Here is an 18,984-nt window from a genome sequence, read left to right as displayed (position 1 = left end):
CTAACTTTCCAATTCCATATTGACCTATAGAATAAACAATGATAGAATTCCAATATTATATTATTGTTATTTAAATATAATGACAAATGACCGAAAGAAGATTCATTTCTTCCACAGACGGACATTTATTACAACCGCATACTAGTAAGCGTTGAATGCTATGGATCACACTATAGCAGGAGCAGCTTCTGGAGAGACTGTACATAGTACAGCGCCGAAGGATTCACAATCTCAGGCAAAAGGACAGAAGAGTAACGAATGATGAATTGTTATTCTTTAACCTGACGAGATTGGTAGTATCCAATCTCTTTTTTTATTGTCTAAAATCCAAGATATTGCCATTTAATGGCATAAGCGAGGTGAAAAAACGAGCTATACGGAATATAGAATCACGCTCCACACGACTAAGATGAAAAACAACGGGAGATGCTCAAATTGGCTAAACAGGAATTGAAAAGAGATTTAAAAAATCGCCATATACAATTAATTGCAATAGGAGGAACCATTGGTACCGGTTTATTTCTTGGATCCGGTAAAGCCATCCAATTGGCCGGTCCATCCATTATCTTTTCCTATCTTATTATAGGGATTGCCTTATTTTTTGTTATGAGGGCTTTAGGGGAATTACTTTTATCCAACGCAGGTTATACGTCATTCACCGAATTCGCTACCGAATATATCGGGCCGTGGGCTGGATTCGTGACCGGATGGACCTATTGGTTCTGTTGGATCATGACAGCCATGGCCGATATCATCGCGGTTGGTGTCTATATGCAATATTGGTTCAATATCCCTCAATGGATACCGGCTCTTGCCTGCCTGGTCATTCTGTTAGGATTGAATTTATTGACCGTTAAATTGTTTGGAGAACTTGAATTCTGGTTCGCGCTCATTAAGGTTATCACGATTGTTGCCTTGATTATTGTAGGCATCATCCTGTTAGTCATTGGCTTTAAAACAAACACGGGAACCGTTTCACTCACCAACCTTTGGAGCCACGGAGGCATGTTCCCGAACGGCGTATCCGGCTTCCTGCTATCCTTACAACTGGTTGTCTTCTCCTTTGTAGGGGTCGAATTAATTGGTGTTTCTGCAGCAGAAACAGCAAACCCGAAAAAAAATATACCGTCTGCCATCAATAAAATCCCGGTCCGAATTTTACTTTTCTATGTAGGTGCTATACTCGTCATTTTATGCGTCAATCCTTGGACACAGCTGGATTCATCAAGCAGTCCATTCGTAGAAGTCTTTACACTAATCGGCATACCAGTCGCTGCAGGGATTATCAATTTTGTCGTCCTAACATCCGCTGCATCTGCCGGCAACAGCGGTTTATTTTCAACAAGCCGTATGCTTTATACGTTAAGCAATAATAACGATGCTCCTGCAAAATTAGCAAAATTAAATAAACATGCTGTTCCAAGTAATGCCTTGTTTACATCGGCAATCGTCGTCTCCCTAGGGGCATTGCTAAGCAAAATGATCCCGGAACAGGCCTTTACAATAGTGACAACAATCAGTGCCATCTGTTTCATTTGGGTTTGGAGCATCATCTTGATTTCTCATATCAAATATACGAAAAAACGTCCGGATTTGAGAGCCCAATCAACTTTCAAAGCTCCTTTTACACCCTTTATCAATTACGTTATTTTAGGATTATTTCTGTTCATCCTAATCGTTATGCTATTCGCTGAAGCTACACGGGTATCACTGTTAATGACGCCAATCTGGTTCATTCTTTTACTCGTACTCTATAACTATCAGAAAAAGAAGTAGCCATTTTTCATGTTCGAAGGAATTAAAAGGAAGGGACACTCCCTTCCTTTTTTCAGTTTATTTTGCTAACACAGAGAAGTGCTACTAAAAATATACTGCATCCACAGTAAATTTTATATTAAAATAGTGAGGTACTTTAAGTCGATATGAATGACTTTCATTTAGAATAGAATGGAGGGGTTTGATTAATGAAGATTATATATATACTTACTCTAGTTCCGTTTATAGGCATATTAGGATTTCTTCCTTTTGTTAACAGAATAGAACCTTATGTATTAGGGTTGCCTTTTAATATGTTTTGGATGGCTATGTGGGTGGTCCTTACTTCCGTTATTTTGGGCATTATGTATAAGTTGGACCCCAGAAATCGGGAAGGTGACCAGGAATGAATATTTCCCTCTTAATTATTTTAGGATTTTTACTTTTATCAATCTTTTTAGGTATTCGATCTTCAAAAGGAAAAGACATGAATTTGGAACAATGGACAGTTGGAGGCCGTGGTTTTGGTGCTATATTCGTCTTTCTATTGATGGCTGGAGAAATTTATACGACTTTTTCCTTTCTTGGCGGCAGCGGCTGGGCTTATGGTAAGGGTGCACCCGCTTTATACGTCCTTATTTACATTACTTTGTCTTATGTATTGTCATATTGGCTTCTTCCGGAAATATGGAAATATGCCAAAGAAAATAGTCTAATGTCTCAATCTGATTTCTTTGTAAGCAAGTATAAGAGCCCAAGTTTAGGAATTCTGGCAGCACTTGTCGGTGTGGTATCGATGATTCCAGTGATTGTCGTGCAACTTAAAGGATTAGGGATTATTGTTTCAGAAGCATCTTATGGAGCAATTTCAATGTCTACCGCGGTTTGGATGGGAGCAATCAGCCTTACCATTTATGTTATGATTTCTGGAATACACGGCTCAGTTTGGACAGCAGTCATTAAAGATATCATGATGATCGTGATTATAGGATTCTTAGGAATTTATCTTCCTATTCATTACTTTGGTGGTTTTCAACCGATGTTTGAGGCCGTAAATGCAGCCAAGCCTGGTTTTCTAAAGCTTCCTGAACAGGGGCTTAGTGTTTCATGGTTTATCTCCACGGTAATATTGCTTGTATTTGGTTTTTACATGTGGCCCCAAGTTTTCAGCGCTGTCTATTCGGCGCGCAGCGGGAAAGTATTTCGTAAAAATGCTATTATCAGCCCGTTATATACGCTCATGTTGTTATTTGTCTTTTTTGTAGGATTTACAGCTATATTGAAAGTTCCTGGACTCGTTGGGGCAGATGCAGACCTCTCATTACTGCGCCTTTCGATCGAGACCTTTGATCCATGGTTTATAGGCATAATCGGCGGAGCTGGAATGCTGACCGCATTAGTACCAGGATCCATGCTTTTAATGAGTGTTGCTACACTGCTCGCGAAAAACGTCTATAAGGAATTTGCACCTGCAGTATCCGATCGGAACGTTGTAAGATTAGCAAAGTTCCTCGTTCCTGTTATTGCATTAATAGCAGTCTACTTTACCTTAAACGGCGGCGAAACGATGTCTGCATTAATTCTCATGGGATACAGTCTTATCACACAGTTATTTCCGTCTCTTCTCTTTAGCCTGAAAAAAACTAATACCATTAATAAATATGGAGCAATTTCCGGGATCATCTGCGGATTGGCTATCGTAACCTACATTACGCTTAGTCATTCAACAATAGGTACCATGTTTCCATCCTTACCACAGGCAGCGAAAGATTTGAATGTTGGAATCATTGCCTTAGTGGTGAATTTCTTTGTTATGATTACGGTAAGTCTCGCATTCAGAAAGCTCTCGGTTCTAGATCCCGCAAAATAATCTAAATCTGTTAACGATATATGAAGTACTTCTTTGATGTGGTTTTTGGGGATTAAAAATGCACCGTAAATTATACAATCGAAAGGTTCAAAAGACTGAGCCTTTCGATTGTTATGTATCCCATACCCCATAAAGGATACACACTTCTTTTTTTGGAGTTTTTCTCCCTTTACCGTCTATTTTTCTCTTAGTACATGAGTAATGAGTGACAGCATGAGTCATGGTAATCAGCAGATTCTTTTATTCTTTACTATGTTAAACGATAATGTTGAAAATTCATCAAATTATTACGACTCAATTGTACATATTCCCAAATCCATAGAGATCATAATTATTTTTCTAATTGACTTGCGTGATTTGGACTGTAAAGCATTTGAACACGAACACAGTCTATTGGTGTATTTATAGGTATCTCTATGAAATATTTTAGCTGCCATATCTGAGTTTTTTGTGCCTGACGGCTAGTAGGCTTGTCCCAAGGTGGGTAAACGCGTATTGCTCGTTTACCACCTTTACCTTTATTAGATACTATATTCTGATCAAATAAAACAGCTTTTGGAAATACAAACTGACCAAAGTTATTACCTTTGCGAGTACTAATAACAAACAAATCAACTGGATCTGATATGTCATATGGTTGAATCGCTCCATCCCCAATTCTCTCCCACAAAGTCACAAATTGTCCAACCTTTGTAGGTGTGATTTTAGCCACACGAAATCTAATGGAAAGGGTATTCAACTTGAATATATAGGCTCCATATTCAGCGTTTTGTGCCTCTATTAGTGGTTGTGAGAACTCAAACCTGCAAGGGCTATAAACAAGTTCCTTTGTTGCAAGAAGGTCACTATGAATTGTGTCAGAGGAAGCCCCCGAATTTTGAACGCTGAGATCTGATTCTAATAATTCTTGATTTTTCTCATCCATCTGTTCTAATCCTCCATTTTAAAGCTTTCTAGTCATTTTACTATATTCTCTTACAAAGCCATTCGATACACCTCACTCTCGTTCTGTTCTTTCATTTTAGAACATTCGTTCGCTACATTCAATTATCAACAGCATTATTTATCAGAGCCCTAGCCCTGTAAATAGTTAGATGACATTTAAATAAAATGGAATGAACCTAAAAAAACCCAGGCAACTTCCTCCCAGGCCTTTAATCATTATGCTGACTTTTCCACTTGTTCTGATTACGGGATTTTCCAAAGCTGCAACCTCAATACTCCACTAAAGCCTTCCTTCTATCATTCAAAGCTTTAACAATTTCTTTATATTCCTGCACCTGTTTTTCTAGTTTTTGTTTTCTATTCACAATCATCCTCGAAACCTCTTTCGGGCTAGGCCCTCCTTGAATGCTTCTAATCTCCACAAAATATTCGGGAGAGATGATTTTTTTCCATTCGTCTTCTGCTATATTCACTGAAACGAATTCATTAATAATCTTGTTAATGTCTTTTGTGTCCCAGTCATATAACTCTTTCCCTTCACTTATCGACCGTTTGGCGATATGACTAGCTATGGAATGAGCTTTCCTAAATGATATCTCATAATCTCTTGATAGAGTATCTGCTAATTCAGTAACCGTGATACTAGATTTTGCGGCCATTTTTTTTGTATGTTCTTCATTTACTTTCAAGGTTGATATGACTGCATACATTAGTTTCATGACACGGCCTGCATTCGAAAATGCTCGATATAAATGGGGTTGTAAATCATCTTCCGTATCGACGATATCGCCAAATGGAGTATTGTGGATCATATTTATTGCGGCAAGCGCATCTCCATACGCACTGCTGGCAATCGATCGGGAATGTTCAATTGATACTGGATTTCTTTTTTGCGGCATGATACTGCTTACTTGAACATAAGGATCTGCTACATAAAATGTACCAAACTCCCTTGTCACATGCTGTAAAAAATCTTGAATCCATCTTCCAGTATTGACCATGCACGTCATAATTGCAGTTGCAGTTTCTAATAAATAATCGGCCCCTCCAATCGAGTCATAGGAATTTTCAACAACCGCCTCAAAGCCAAGCAGTTCAGCGGTACGATCCCGGCTGATTGGAAAACCAGTTGTGGTTAATGCGGCCGCTCCCAGAGGGGATTGGTTCACCGTTTCATAAGCTGCCCATAACCGTCCAATATCTCTTTGAAGTACATCATAAATGGCTAGAAAGTAATGGCCTAATGTAGTCGGCTGAGCTGGCTGAGTATGCGTGTAACCGGTAATATAGGTTTCTATATGCTTTTCAGCTTGCACTAATAATGACTCACTCAATTGGTCTGCATAGCCAATTAATTGAAGAAGATGGCCTCTCAAAACTAGCCGATACATTGCAACTCCCATATCATTACGACTGCGACCGATATGAATCTTTCCTGCAAGCTCATGACCGATTTCTTCGCCAATCTTTGCCTCCATCATGAAAAATAAGTCTTCGAATTGAGGTTGATAGGTCAGGAGAGTGAGATCTGTTTGAGCCACTTTCCGAATCCCCTTCAGCATAATTTTTGCTTCTTCTTCTTTAATAATCTTTTGTTCTGAAAGCATGATCACATGTGCGCGATGAATATCGAACATCACATGAAATAAGTAATCTCTTTGATCATTAAAAACGGGCATTAAAAGCTCTTCTACATATGTTTTTCCTGGAAAAACACTACCTTCATTTTTGATAAATTCATCCAGCTTGCTCATCTTTGTACCCCCGATTTATAAGGCTTTTTCTGCTTTGATTCCAAAAAACTTGTTCGAAATAAAGAGAACAATAACAATCAGCGTGATTTGAATCATCCCATAGGCAGCAGCCTGCCCCATATTGAACATCCGAAGCTGATTCATAATTTCAATAGATATAGGTCTGTTAGAAATCGTATACAATAGGACTGAGGTTGGGAATTCTCCTACAGACTCGATAAAGGCTAATAATGTCCCTGATAAAACACCCGGCATAATAATCGGTAAAATGACCTTTCTGAAGGTATAAAACCACTTTGCCCCCAAGTTTCTTGCTGCTTCCTCAATCGAGTCATCAAGCTGCTCCAGAACGGCGTTAGTTGAGCGGACAACAAGTGGAATATGTCTAATGAAATAGGCAAGGGGTAAAATCCAAAATGTTCCTACTAATATATGACCGAAAGAAAAAACGCTAGGTTCATTAAATGCGAATATCAAGTTCATCCCAATAACCGTTGCAGGCAAGGCCCACGGAATCATGACTAGAATATCAATAAAGCTTTTCCCAACGAATTTCCGTTTGACAAGAACATAGGACGCGATGACCCCAAACACCAAATTTGCTAGTGTGGCAATAACAGCCATTAGTAAACTATTTCGTAACGGTTTAAAGATATTAGGATCTTCAAACAAAAGCCGGTAATTTTCTACATTAAATACTGTTGGATACGTTTGAAACGTCCAGGTTCCATCCGGCACAAGTGAAAGTAATAGAATCGTAAAGTGCGGTAAAAGCAGAATAAGTACGCCGATGATACCTGTTACAACCATCACCCACTTCATAAGCGGATTTTTCACTTCACTCCTATGTGCCCCGATTCCTTTCGAAGCCATACGGTAATCTTTTCTATTCTGATACCAACGCATAAATAATAGAAATGAAATCGAAACAATGGAAAGTATTACAGATTGAGTAGCAGCAATTTCCATATCCCCATTAATCTTTGAAAAATATATTTGCAAGCTCAACACCCGGTACCCACCGGCTAATAAAAACGGGGCACTGAATGAAGCCATTGAAATCATGAATACAAGTAAAGATGCCGCAACGATGGCAGGTGTTAATAATGGAAATGTCACCCTCCAAAATACCTTGAATTTATTCGCTCCTAAGTTATAAGCAGCTTCTTCTAGAGACGGATCAATTTTATTGATTGCAGCGGATACGGTCATATAAAAATATACATACATCGTATAGGCATGCACGATCAGGATTCCCGAAACCCCGCCAATTTTAAAAGGAACTTTATCAAGACCAAACAAATCCTTAATAGCATTTGGAATTAATCCTGATTCTCCATATAAAAACATAAAGGCCATTACCCCCACCAATGATGGAAGAACAATCGGCAAAATCGCTGCTGTTGAAAAGAAGCTTCTGCCTGGAAAATCGTAACGGTTAAAAATAATCGCAAGCGGAATACCAATCAAGGCACTAGCCAATACACTCAAAATAGATATATAAACAGAGTTCCAAAGAGCTTCTAAGTTCGTTTTCGATTCCTGCACGAAGAAATCCTGATAATTTCCGAAAGATATCGATCCGTCTTTTTGCAAACTTTCGAAAAAGGTTCTCAATGATGGATAAAGAACATATGCAACGAGCACTAATACAACTGGTATAAGAAGCCAAATCGTCAACCTTGTATCACGATTTTTAATCATGGAGCATCACCGCTTATGACCGGGATGAGGCGCAGTTGTTTCTCCGGAAGTTGTACATACACTTCCTTCCCTTGATAAAAGTATCCGAATTCATGCGTGTTTAACACGTCCACCCTCAGTAACACGTTATGAACATCCACCATCACATTCACAACAGATCCAAAGAATTGGACAGATTCGATTTTTCCTTTTAAAATATTTGTTCCTTTTTCGACCGTATCAAGAATACGGATTGCTTCAGGACGAATCGAAACTGCAAGGTTCTCTTCATTCTGTTGAATTAACTCTCCTTCATTAGTGTGATTATGTACAATTAATTTTACCGGTTCTTCACCGTTTTCTAGGGTAACCACTATATTCTCTTGTTGAACGTTCTTCACTTGAACGGACAATAGATTAATCTCACCAATAAAACTCGCCACAAAATCATTAGCGGGCTGATTATAAATTTCTGCCGGAGTCCCGACCTGGTGACACACGCCAAAATTGAACACGGCGATCCGATCACTCATGGATAATGCCTCTGCCTGATCATGTGTGACATAAATGGTCGTAATCTTATAATCACGCTGCAGCCTTAAGATTTCTGCTCTCATCTCATCACGGAGCTTGGCATCCAAATTACTTAATGGTTCATCCAACAGTAATATTTCCGGTTCAATAACAAGTGCTCTCGCAAGGGCTACACGCTGCTGCTGTCCTCCGCTTAACTGACTCACTTGACGATCCGAGTAGTTCTCCAGCCTGACTTTGCGAAGTGCATCCAGCACTTTCCCCTTTAAATCGCTTGAAGAAACTTTTCTCACGCGCAATCCAAAGGCTACATTTTCAAAAACCGTCATGTGAGGAAAAAGGGCATAGTTTTGAAAAACCATGCCAGTATTTCTTTTCTCCGGAGGTACTCGCGTCATATCTTTGTCACCAAATCGGACGACACCCTTTGTTGGATAATAAAACCCAGCAATCATCCGAAGGGTTGTCGTTTTGCCGCAGCCACTTGGACCTAAAAAGGTAAAAAACTCACCGTCTTTGATTTCCAGATTTAAATGATCGATAGCTATCGTTTTTCCGAAGGCTTTTTGGACATTCTCTATTTTTATTGACGCCATCCCAACGACACTTCCTTATTCTTTAATTTCTTTATCTCCACTTTTAATATTTTCGTCCCAATATTTCATCCACTCGTCACCTTTTTCTTGGAAAACATCCCAATCAATATCCATCGTTTTAATATCTGTGTCCGTGATCCATTCAGGTAAATCCGTCACATCACTTCTTGTCGGAATCCGGTAAAATTCTTCAGCTAAAATTTTCGCAGCTTCTGGTGAGTTCACAAACTCATAAAACGCTTCAGCTGCTTTTGGATGCTTGGCACCTTCAACGATGGCAATTCCTTCTGTCAACACCGGTGTTCCGCTTTCTGGAATAACAAACTCAAACGGATAGTTTTTATTTTCTTTAAGCATGACAACGTCCGGCATTGCCCAAACAGATAGTGAGCCCTCTCCTTTGGCTACTTTGTTATACATCATTTCCGGGTTGGCTGAATATTCTTTTGTATTTTGGTCGAGCTTCGTTAACCATTCATAGCCCTCTTGAGGATCATTTGTATCCTTATACGTGCGATAAATCATTGAAGAAAAAATCGTCCTCATCGTTCCGGATGCTAATGGATAGCGAATGATAATTTCATCTTTCCATTTCGGATCAAGCAGCTCATCCCAATCTTTTGGTACTTCGTCTTTTGATAGTTCCTTGCTGTTATACATGATGACTTCTGGAGTCTGGCTCGTTCCTGTCCAATACCATTCTGAATCGTGGAACCCTTCATCAAGACTATCAGAATAGGTAGGTTGGTAAGCAGCTAGCAGCCCATCATCCTTTGCTTGGTTAAAGTTCGTGGAAGGTGCTCCCCACCAAACATCTGCCTGCGGATTATTTTTCTCTGATCGAACACGGTCAAGGATTTCCTGAGACCCCATGTCAAGCCACTCAACATCAATGCTATATTTTTCTTCAAACTGAGTCTCGAATTTTGATAAAATATCTTTTCCATGCGGTGAATAAACTACAATCTTATCTTCTAATTCACTTTTTTCTTCTTTGGCACCGCCTGCATTCGAATTCGTTTTTGTATCTGTACTGCTACATCCAGAAATCAATAAAGCTGCCGATAAGGTTAGCACTGAAACAAACGACTTTTTCTTATTATTCATTAATAATCCCCCTCATTATGAAAATTCAAAATGCTATCATGTTCTCTTAAAAATAGGGAAACCGCTCCCAAAACTCCTGCGTTTTCTCCCAGTTGTGAAGTTTTCATTTCTACTAAACTTGGAAGATATCGATCAACGATCTCTCGAATTCTAGGTAAAATGTATTCAGATGAATTTAATACACCACCTCCTAAAATAATGACCTCTGGATTTAGCAAGCTAGCTGCATTGACAATTCCGTAGGCTAAATGTTCGATGGCGTCATTAATGACAGCTATAGCTGTCGAGTCTCCTTTTTTTGCGAACAAAAAAGCATCCTCACCTGATAGTTCCGAAGACTGGGCCCGTTCAAAAAAAGAATGATGAGGATCCTTGAGAACTGCTCTAGTAAAATGAGCACCAATGGACTTTCCTCCTGCAACACTTTCCAAATAGCCATATCTGTGGAAAATCGGCTTGAATTCACGCTTCATATCCTCTTTATTAGTTACCATATATCCCATTTCTCCAGCTGCACTCGAAGCTCCTCTGTATAACTGGTTATTCAAGATAATGCCGCTTCCTATCCCTGTGCCAACTGCAATAAACAGCACATTTCGCTTATTCTGTGCGTTCCCTAGCCACTGTTCACCTAAAGCAGCAGCATTTACATCATTGTCGACAAAAATAGGGAAATCAAAATACCGTTTCGCTTCGGCTATAAACGGATACTGTATCCACCCTAAACTCGGTGCCTCAATTACTAATCCACTTGCTGTTTGCGTAATACCAGGAATCCCAACTCCCATCCCTAAAATCCTGTCTTTCGGGATCTGATTCTTTGCAATTAACCGATCTGTTTCAATAGCCATTTGTTTAAGAAGACCTGATTGTAGATAAATATTTGTTGAAAAACTAGTATCAGCAAGGATGTTGCCACTTAAATCACATAAAACGATTTTCACTTTTGTTCCGCCAATATCGGTTCCTATGATATATGCGGCTCGCTCATTGAAAAAGAGCTGGATTGGCCGTCTCCCCCCTTGAGAAGAGGACTCTCCTATTCCTTTCTCAAATACCCATTTCTCCTGTATAAGTTCATCTACAACCAGAGAAACAGTCGGTTTACTAAGCTGAAGCTTAACAGCGATTTCAGCCCTTGAAATGGATGAACATTCTTGGATGCATTGGATAATTCTTTTTTTATTTACGTATTTTTGATGATTGGGTGTTCGCTTAAAACTCATAAAATCACGGCCTTACATTATTTAGTTAGTAAATCTTACTAATTAAGTAAAAATATAACTTAAATAAAGTTTAAGTACAAGGTGTTTTTTGATTATTATGAATACTCTGTTTTTAATAGTTATTTCGATTCATTTACAATTATAACCTATTATGTTAATTATTAGATAAGCTTTTTATCAAGTTAGTTAGGTAATATTACTAACCTACTTTTCATATTCTTCAAAGAAGCTTAGGTTTTTTATTAAAATTGAAAGGGGTTAAAGGAAGGCATGAAAAAAATTTTGGTACCTTTGCTTTCACTTTTGTTAGTTTTTTCTCTATTGCCACTCGCAGGTAGCGCAGCAAAAAAAGAAAAACCTAATGTTGAGTTATGGAATGCGGTCAAGCCACTCGAGACAACTGTTACATTCTTAAACAGCGGTGCCCATCCAGATGATGAGCGCAGCGACTTTCTCGCCTATTTATCGAGAGGGTTAGGTGTGAAGACATCCAGCCTGATTGCAAACAGGGGTGAGGGCGGACAAAATGAAATTGGGGATGAACTGGACAATGCTCTTGGAATTATCCGTTCAAGAGAAATGATAGAAGCTGCAAAAATTACCGGGGTTAAAGCCTATCATCTCAGTGAAACAACCTCTGATCCCATCTATGATTTCGGCTTCTCGAAAACACCAGAAGAAACATTAGAAAAATGGGGCGAGGAACTCACGTATGAACGGCTTATCCGGTTTATCCGAACATATCAGCCTGATATATTGATGCCATCCTTCCAAAATGATGATACCCAGCATGGACATCATCGCACAATGACAATCTTAAGTGAAAGAGCTTTTAAGGATGCGGCCGACCCATCTATTTTTCCACAACAATTGAAACAAGGTCTATCGGTATGGCAAGTTAAAAAGTTATATTTACCTGTTTCCTTCGCAGATAAAGCCACCACATCCATTGAAATCGGTACCTATGACCCAATATACGGCATGACTTATCCACAGCTTGGAGAACAATCCCGCTATCTGCATAAAAGCCAAGGAATGGGCTCTGATATCCCTGCAGCACCTCGCCAGGTTCATCTAGATTTGAAACAAAGTGCCGTTGATACGAATGGACAGTCAGACCTTTTTGCAGGCGTACCTTATAATTTTACCGACTGGGCTGATAAAATCCCAGTCTCAGCTTCAAAATTAAAATCTGAGTTTAAAAATGTACAACGGGATTTAAACGATGTTGTTGCGGCATATCCGAATGAACAACGTGTTTTCACAACATCCCAAACAGCTCTTTCTCATGTACGATCACTTACTTCGCAAATTAAAAAGGCAAAGCTAGGCCCTGAGTTGAAGAACGACTTGCTTCATAAGCTTTCATTAAAAGAAGAGCAATTACAAAACGTTAGTTATGTCTCCTCAGGGCTATATGTTCAAGCAAAATCAGACTCCACGATCCTTACAAAAGGTCAAAACACAAACGTAACCGTAACAGTGAAGAATACCGGAAAACAAACATTGAAAAAAGTCTCTGCTAAATTGAACGTGCCTAAAGGATGGAAAGCTAAAACAAAAACTAAAGCAGTCAATCTAGCACCAAATAAATCAGAGACCATCACCTACCAGATTAACGTTCCAAAAGATGCTACCTATTACCATGCTTATGACACATCAGCAATTTCAACCAACATTTCATATGAATCCGGTAAAACCAAGACTACCATCACAGAAGAATTGGAAGGAACAATCGCTGTCCTTCCTGATGTAGGTCTTACCCTTTCTCCTGAAGACATCGTGGTAAACACAGCAGATGTACAGGAAGAAATACCAGTAACCGTAACTGTAAAAAATTATACAGAAGGAAAAACATTAGCAAATGTGGCTTTAAACATCCCTGAAAATTGGAAAGTTTCACCTAAAAAAGCAACCGTATCATTTAATGAAAAATCAGAAGAAAAACAAGTAAAATTCATCCTTACACCACCGAAGACAATTCAAAATGGTGAATATCAGCTTAAAGCAGAAGCTACTGTCAATGGAAAAACCTTTGATTCTACCATTCAAGAAATTTCCTATGACCATATCGGAACATTCTATTACCAATATCCAGCTGCAATCAACACCGTTGCATTTGAGCTTTTAATGCCTGCTAAACTAAAAGTGGGTTACATTGAGAGTGGATTTGACAAAGTAGCCGATTACTTAAGCAACGCAGGTCTTAATATTACAAAGCTAACAGCTGATGATTTAGCATTAGGTGATTTGAGCCAATACGACACCATTGTTACAGGCATACGTGCCTATCTATCTCGAGAGGATCTAAAGACAAATAACGCACGCTTACTAAAATATGTAGAAAATGGCGGTCACCTTGTCGTGCAATACCACAAACCGGGTGATGGATGGGATGCCCTGACGACTGCTCCATATCCACTTACAATCGGAAATCCCTCCATTCGCTGGAGAGTAACCGATGAAAAAGCGACAGTAAATATATTGAAACCAGAATCAGCGCTTTTCAATTATCCAAACAAAATAACAACGGACGATTGGAACAATTGGGTTCAAGAAAGAGGATTGTACTTCCCAATGAAATGGGACGAACGATTTGAAACTTTCATTTCTATGTCTGATCCAAATGAAGAACCATTTGATGGCGGAATCCTAATGGCTAATTACGGTAAAGGAACCTATCTCTACACCAACCTTGTCCTCTACCGCCAAATTCAAAGCCAGGTTCCAGGAGGATATCGAATCATGACGAACTTGATTAGTTACGGGGCCCAGTAACTAGAGAAGTAACCTGTGCAGGTGTTGAATGCATAGGTTACTTTTTTGCATTAATGATTGAAGCTAGGCGCGCTTTCTGATAGATCCTGCACCTTATATCACTTGTCTATTTTCAATTCGATTATTTATTTGACAAAATCCCCAACCTCCCTTATCAAAGAAATACATTTGAAAAAATTTTCAGGGAAAATTGAAAACTGCGGAACACGATTAACCTTTACCTCTAAAACAAAAAAAGTTATGCACAAGGATAGGAGAAAGTCTTGAGGGATTAGGATTGCTCCTTTTTCTCTCTTTCCTTTGTCCACACGTTATGCACAACTTTAATTTATTTTAACTTCAACGTCGGTGAGTTTTATAAGCTATTACCTCTTAAGTGATATGCATTTCTACCTGCCTAAAGCACCTTACTTAAGAAGGCTTTGGTTCTCACATGCTGAGGGTTACCGAATAATTCATTCGGTTCATTTTCTTCTACAATATACCCTCCGTCCATGAATATGACACGGTCTCCAACTTCCCGGGCAAAGCCCATTTCATGGGTAACAACGACCATTGTCATACCTTCTTTAGCAAGTTGTTTCATTACTTCTAAAACATCTCCGACCATTTCTGGGTCAAGTGCAGAAGTCGGCTCGTCGAATAGCATAATCTTCGGATTCATGGCCAATGCCCTTGCGATGGCAACCCGTTGTTTTTGTCCTCCGGATAGTTCTCCTGGATAGCTATTTGCTTTTTCCCTTAGCCCAACCTTATCCAGTAACTCAAGCGCTAATCTTCCCGCTTCCGCTTTTTCAGTGGCACGAATTTTAATAGGCCCCAACGTAATGTTTTCCAACACGGTTTTATGAGGGAATAGATTGAAATGTTGAAAAACCATTCCCACCTCTTGTCTAACTTTGTTTATATTGATTTTCGCTTTAGGGTCAGTAATATCATGTCCGTTAATGACCACCTCACCGCCCGTAATTTCATCAAGAAGATTCAGGCAACGCAGAAATGTACTCTTACCAGATCCAGAAGGTCCTATTACACAAATTACTTCCTTTTCTTTCACTTCTGCATTAATATCTTTTAAAACCTCGACAGTTCCAAATGATTTTCTCAGGTTTTTTACAGTAATGATACTCATCGAACTTGTACCCTCCTTTCTATGAAGTTAGCAACAAGGGTTAACAAATAGATGATGATAAAGTAAATCACGCCAACAACTAGCCAAATCTTGAACGCTTCAAAGGTGGCCGAGGCCTGAATCTGCCCTTGCTGTGTTAAATCCGCTATACCGATGACGGATAATAGAGAAGTATCTTTTAAACTAATGATCGATTGGTTCGTAATCGTAGGAAGCATCCTTCTAAAGGCTTGTGGCAGCACTACATATCGCATTGTTTGAGTACCAGTGAAACCGATTGATCTTGCCGCTTCTGTTTGTCCTTTATCGATGGATTGAATCCCTGCTCTTATTATCTCAGCAAAATATGCCCCTGCATTAACGGCAACGGTAATTATTCCAGCTGTAGTACTGTTTAAAGAAATCAAATTTAGTGAATTCACACCGAAATATATAAAGAACAATTGCACAATAAATGGCGTTCCTCGTATTGCATCCACATAAACCTTTGCAATCCAGTTCAAGATCTTGATGGGAGCAAGTCGCAGCAAGGCCACCACTAAACCAATCATAAAACCTAGGATAATGGCAATCACAAAGATATAAAGTGTCACCTGAAGTCCTTTTAATAACATAGGCAATGCCGCAACAATTATATCCATTCTATTCACCCCTTAGAAAAAGAAAGCGCGCTATAAGCGCGCCTAATGAGCATAAATCTATTCACCAAGATAAGTTTTTATTATTTCATCGTATGTTCCATCTTTTTTAAGATTAGCAAGACCATCATTTATTTTTTTCAATAAATCCTGGTTTTGCCCTTTCAATACAGCAATACCATACTGATCTCCATTCAAACGATCACCTACAATTTTTAATCCAAGGTCTTTTTGAGCAATTGCATAGGAGATAACAGGATAATCTTCTATAAGAGCATCAGCATTACCGTTTGCTACTTCCTGGAACATAGCTGGACTATCATTAAATTGAACAACTTTAATACCTAGTTTCTTAGAATTATCCTGTGCATATTTAGCACCTGTTGTCCCTTTTTTCACTGCTATGGTTTTTCCTTTAAGATCTTTAACTGATTTAGTACTTGTATTATCTTTTTTAACAACTACTGTTAATCCTGCATCAAAATAGGGCGATGAGAAATCAACTACCTTTTTTCTTTCCTCTGTAATACTCATTCCTGCAATAGCCACATCAAGCTGATTGGCTTGCATTGCTGGAATGATTCCACCGAAATCCATTGGAGAAAATTTGATTTTAAAATCCTGGTCTTTCGCTATCGCATTGATTAATTCAATATCAATACCTTTATAGTCGTTCCCTTCTTTAAATTCAAAAGGAGGATAAGTCGTATCCACACCAACTTTATATACCTTTTGACTTTTCTCTTTCTCATCTGCATTTTTTTCATCATTGCTTCCACAAGCTGAGATAAAGATTGTAAGAATCAAAAACATACTAATTAAACCAAGTTTCTTCATTCAAATCACTCCAATTCTTAGATTATTCAGATAATAAATAATTCTCCCTATAATATAGCATAAGTATAAAGTATTATAATAGTATGAATTTTCTGGATAAATATTATTTTCTTTAAATAATATTTATGAGTGATTTTCCTAATCTTGTATATAGATGGTAATTAGAAACTATTCTTTTCATTTCGAATATCCCCCCTGAATAGATTCCTTTTACATGAAGGTTCCGCTATTTTCTTTTATAAATGTTTTTTTCATAGTTGGCCTTATCTATAGAAAGAGCCAATAATACAGGAATAACTACTATTATAAAAACATCGTATCTATTAACTTCTAGCTTAAATTGTTCATGTAAAGCAAAATTGCATTAGAGGGTGAAATGATATCTATAGCTAGTGGGGATATCCTTTCCATCAAAAATCTATATCCATTTTATCCAATAACACTAATTATCTTTAAATTCATATTGCTTGAGTTTTTCTATACACAAGGACATTATAGAGATAGAGAACATATCCAGATAGCAACTTCACACTAAATAATGCAAACGTATACATCCGATATGTTTTCAATACGAAAAATGGGGGAGAAATACAACTATGATCTATGCAAATCCTAATACAGAAGGTGCAGTTATCCATTTCAAAGAAAAGTATGATAACTTTATTGGCGGAAAATGGGTTACACCAGTAAATGGCCAATACTTTGAAAATAAGTCTCCAATCACTGGCGAAGTATTTACTAAAGTCGCTCGTTCTTCTGCAGAAGATATTGAAATAGCATTAGATGCAGCACATGCAGCAAAAGAAGCTTGGGGAAAAACTTCTACTGCTGAACGTGCTCGTATTTTAAATAAGATTGCCGATCGTTTAGAAGAAAACTTAGAAATGATCGCTGTAGCCGAAACTTGGGATAACGGTAAAGCAGTGCGCGAAACATTAAATGCTGATATTCCATTAGCAATCGATCACTTCCGTTATTTTGCTAGTGCCATTCGCTCTCAAGAAGGCCGCACTACTCAATTGGATAATGATACAGTAGCCTACCACTTCCAAGAACCACTAGGTGTTGTTGGACAAATCATTCCATGGAACTTCCCTATTCTAATGGCTGTGTGGAAAATCGCCCCAGCATTAGCAGCAGGTAACTGTATCGTATTAAAACCAGCTGAACAAACTCCAGCTTCCATCATGGTTTTAATAGAGTTAATTGAAGACATTCTTCCTGCAGGTGTTCTTAATATTGTGAATGGTTTCGGTATTGAAGTTGGTAAACCACTTGCTACAAACCCGCGTATCGCTAAAATCGCATTCACTGGTTCAACTGCGGTTGGTCGTCAAATCATGCAATACGCAACTGAAAACATAATCCCTGTAACGCTTGAACTTGGTGGTAAATCACCTAACGTATTCTTTGAAGATGTTATGGATAAAGATGATTCATACTTGGATAAAGCAATCGAAGGTTTAGTCATGTTCGCATTAAACTCTGGTGAAATCTGTACTTGTCCTTCTCGTGCATTAATTCAAGAATCTATTTATGATAAATTTATGGAACGTGCATTAGAACGTGTGAAAGCTATTAAAGTTGGTAACCCACTTGATACTGAAGTAATGATGGGTGCTCAGGCTTCTAATCAACAAAAAGAAAAAATCCTTTCTTACATTCAACTTGGAAAAGAAGAAGGCGCTGAATGCTTAATCGGCGGTGAAGAAAACCATCTTGGCGACACCCTTGAAAATGGTAACTACATCAAACCAACCGTATTCAAAGGTCACAACAAAATGCGCATCTTCCAAGAAGAAATCTTTGGACCAGTACTTGCTGTTACTACATTCAAAGACTTCGATGAAGCAATGGAAATCGCAAACGATACTCTTTACGGCTTAGGAGCTGGTGTTTGGTCACGTAGTGGCGATCTTGCTTACCGTGCAGGCCGTGGAATCCAAGCTGGACGTGTTTGGACAAACACTTATCACCAATACCCAGCAGGCGCAGCATTCGGTGGTTTCAAATTATCAGGTATCGGTCGTGAAAACCATGCAATGATGTTAGACCACTATCAACAAACAAAATGTCTATTAGTAAGTTACGATAAAAACGCGCAAGGATTCTTCTAAATCGAAAGGATA

General features: G+C 38.6%; 14 protein-coding genes and 1 riboswitch. Of the genes, 5 read left to right on the top strand and 9 right to left on the bottom strand.

Features of this window, described 5'->3' with window-relative positions; genetic code table 11:
* The first annotated feature begins 178 nt into the window (after window positions 1-178).
* A riboswitch (glycine riboswitch) is annotated at window positions 179-257 on the top strand.
* Between the two features lie 178 nt (window positions 258-435).
* The 3 genes from ACQKMR_RS08675 (at window position 436) to ACQKMR_RS08665 (ending at window position 3,625) form a co-directional block, all read left to right on the top strand.
* Entirely contained in the window at window positions 436-1,776 is a 1,341-nt protein-coding gene (locus tag ACQKMR_RS08675; protein ID WP_427696936.1) for an amino acid permease, read from the top strand.
* Between the two features lie 188 nt (window positions 1,777-1,964).
* The gene (locus ACQKMR_RS08670) at window positions 1,965-2,165 is read left to right on the top strand and encodes a DUF3311 domain-containing protein (RefSeq protein WP_427696935.1); all 201 of its coding nucleotides are present in this window, start codon (window positions 1,965-1,967) and stop codon (window positions 2,163-2,165) included.
* On the top strand, window positions 2,162-3,625 hold the full coding sequence (locus ACQKMR_RS08665; RefSeq protein ID WP_427696934.1) for a sodium:solute symporter family protein: 1,464 nt from the start codon (window positions 2,162-2,164) through the stop codon (window positions 3,623-3,625). The genes ACQKMR_RS08670 and ACQKMR_RS08665 overlap by 4 nt, the downstream gene beginning before the upstream one ends.
* A gap of 331 nt (window positions 3,626-3,956) precedes the next feature.
* On the opposite strand, the gene ACQKMR_RS08660 is transcribed toward ACQKMR_RS08665, so the two are convergent.
* The 6 genes from ACQKMR_RS08660 to ACQKMR_RS08635 all read right to left on the bottom strand — a co-directional run bounded on the left by ACQKMR_RS08660 (window position 3,957) and on the right by ACQKMR_RS08635 (window position 11,470).
* Window positions 3,957-4,550 carry a MepB family protein gene (locus ACQKMR_RS08660; protein ID WP_427696933.1) on the bottom strand — a complete coding sequence of 198 codons (594 nt, stop codon included), beginning with the start codon at window positions 4,548-4,550 and terminating at the stop codon, window positions 3,957-3,959.
* Between the two features lie 289 nt (window positions 4,551-4,839).
* Window positions 4,840-6,324 carry an argininosuccinate lyase gene (gene argH / locus ACQKMR_RS08655; RefSeq protein WP_427696932.1) on the bottom strand — a complete coding sequence of 495 codons (1,485 nt, stop codon included), beginning with the start codon at window positions 6,322-6,324 and terminating at the stop codon, window positions 4,840-4,842.
* A 15-nt stretch (window positions 6,325-6,339) separates the two neighbouring features.
* Complete coding sequence (locus ACQKMR_RS08650; protein WP_427696931.1) at window positions 6,340-8,028, bottom strand: ABC transporter permease; 1,689 nt, start codon at window positions 8,026-8,028, stop codon at window positions 6,340-6,342.
* The gene (locus ACQKMR_RS08645) at window positions 8,025-9,137 is read right to left on the bottom strand and encodes an ABC transporter ATP-binding protein (protein WP_427696930.1); all 1,113 of its coding nucleotides are present in this window, start codon (window positions 9,135-9,137) and stop codon (window positions 8,025-8,027) included. Before ACQKMR_RS08645 ends, ACQKMR_RS08650 begins: the two co-directional genes overlap by 4 nt.
* A gap of 15 nt (window positions 9,138-9,152) precedes the next feature.
* Window positions 9,153-10,244, bottom strand: coding sequence for an extracellular solute-binding protein (locus ACQKMR_RS08640; protein ID WP_427696929.1), 1,092 nt, complete (start codon window positions 10,242-10,244; stop codon window positions 9,153-9,155).
* Entirely contained in the window at window positions 10,244-11,470 is a 1,227-nt protein-coding gene (locus tag ACQKMR_RS08635) for an ROK family transcriptional regulator (RefSeq protein WP_427696928.1), read from the bottom strand. Before ACQKMR_RS08635 ends, ACQKMR_RS08640 begins: the two co-directional genes overlap by 1 nt.
* Before the next feature lie 270 nt (window positions 11,471-11,740).
* Here ACQKMR_RS08635 and ACQKMR_RS08630 point away from each other — a divergent pair, with 270 nt between their 5' ends.
* Complete coding sequence (locus ACQKMR_RS08630; RefSeq protein WP_427696927.1) at window positions 11,741-14,248, top strand: NEW3 domain-containing protein; 2,508 nt, start codon at window positions 11,741-11,743, stop codon at window positions 14,246-14,248.
* Between the two features lie 397 nt (window positions 14,249-14,645).
* On the opposite strand, the gene ACQKMR_RS08625 is transcribed toward ACQKMR_RS08630, so the two are convergent.
* Genes ACQKMR_RS08625 through ACQKMR_RS08615 form a run of 3 tightly spaced genes read right to left on the bottom strand, consistent with a single transcriptional unit; the run spans window position 14,646 to window position 16,855 of the window.
* The gene (locus ACQKMR_RS08625) at window positions 14,646-15,380 is read right to left on the bottom strand and encodes an amino acid ABC transporter ATP-binding protein (RefSeq protein ID WP_427696926.1); all 735 of its coding nucleotides are present in this window, start codon (window positions 15,378-15,380) and stop codon (window positions 14,646-14,648) included.
* Window positions 15,377-16,021 (bottom strand): amino acid ABC transporter permease, encoded by a 645-nt coding sequence (locus ACQKMR_RS08620; RefSeq protein WP_427696925.1) that lies wholly within the window; start codon window positions 16,019-16,021, stop codon window positions 15,377-15,379. Before ACQKMR_RS08620 ends, ACQKMR_RS08625 begins: the two co-directional genes overlap by 4 nt.
* A 57-nt stretch (window positions 16,022-16,078) precedes the next feature.
* Window positions 16,079-16,855: a transporter substrate-binding domain-containing protein gene (locus ACQKMR_RS08615; protein ID WP_427696924.1), complete on the bottom strand. Its 777-nt coding sequence runs from the start codon at window positions 16,853-16,855 to the stop codon at window positions 16,079-16,081.
* 596 nt (window positions 16,856-17,451) lie between these two features.
* Here ACQKMR_RS08615 and exaC point away from each other — a divergent pair.
* Window positions 17,452-18,972 carry an acetaldehyde dehydrogenase ExaC gene (gene exaC / locus ACQKMR_RS08610; RefSeq protein WP_379154879.1) on the top strand — a complete coding sequence of 507 codons (1,521 nt, stop codon included), beginning with the start codon at window positions 17,452-17,454 and terminating at the stop codon, window positions 18,970-18,972.
* Window positions 18,973-18,984: the final 12 nt, after the last annotated feature.

The sequence above is a fragment of the Peribacillus sp. NPDC096540 genome (assembly GCF_050278525.1).
GTDB lineage: Bacteria > Bacillota > Bacilli > Bacillales > DSM-1321 > Peribacillus.
The sequence above is the reverse complement of the archived record's forward strand: the minus strand, read 5'-3'. Positions and strand labels throughout refer to the sequence as shown.

Excerpts from the sequence above, each read along its gene's own strand:
- ACQKMR_RS08665 (WP_427696934.1), top strand. The coding sequence starts at position 2,162 with ATGAATATTTCCCTCTTAATTATTTTAGGATTTTTACTTTTATCAATC.
- ACQKMR_RS08615 (WP_427696924.1), bottom strand. The coding sequence starts at position 16,855 with ATGAAGAAACTTGGTTTAATTAGTATGTTTTTGATTCTTACAATCTTT.
- ACQKMR_RS08645 (WP_427696930.1), bottom strand. The coding sequence starts at position 9,137 with ATGGCGTCAATAAAAATAGAGAATGTCCAAAAAGCCTTCGGAAAAACG.
- ACQKMR_RS08620 (WP_427696925.1), bottom strand. The coding sequence starts at position 16,021 with ATGGATATAATTGTTGCGGCATTGCCTATGTTATTAAAAGGACTTCAG.
- argH (WP_427696932.1), bottom strand. The coding sequence starts at position 6,324 with ATGAGCAAGCTGGATGAATTTATCAAAAATGAAGGTAGTGTTTTTCCA.
- ACQKMR_RS08635 (WP_427696928.1), bottom strand. The coding sequence starts at position 11,470 with ATGAGTTTTAAGCGAACACCCAATCATCAAAAATACGTAAATAAAAAA.
- ACQKMR_RS08650 (WP_427696931.1), bottom strand. The coding sequence starts at position 8,028 with ATGATTAAAAATCGTGATACAAGGTTGACGATTTGGCTTCTTATACCA.
- ACQKMR_RS08630 (WP_427696927.1), top strand. The coding sequence starts at position 11,741 with ATGAAAAAAATTTTGGTACCTTTGCTTTCACTTTTGTTAGTTTTTTCT.
- ACQKMR_RS08625 (WP_427696926.1), bottom strand. The coding sequence starts at position 15,380 with ATGAGTATCATTACTGTAAAAAACCTGAGAAAATCATTTGGAACTGTC.
- ACQKMR_RS08640 (WP_427696929.1), bottom strand. The coding sequence starts at position 10,244 with ATGAATAATAAGAAAAAGTCGTTTGTTTCAGTGCTAACCTTATCGGCA.
- ACQKMR_RS08660 (WP_427696933.1), bottom strand. The coding sequence starts at position 4,550 with ATGGATGAGAAAAATCAAGAATTATTAGAATCAGATCTCAGCGTTCAA.
- exaC (WP_379154879.1), top strand. The coding sequence starts at position 17,452 with ATGATCTATGCAAATCCTAATACAGAAGGTGCAGTTATCCATTTCAAA.
- ACQKMR_RS08670 (WP_427696935.1), top strand. The coding sequence starts at position 1,965 with ATGAAGATTATATATATACTTACTCTAGTTCCGTTTATAGGCATATTA.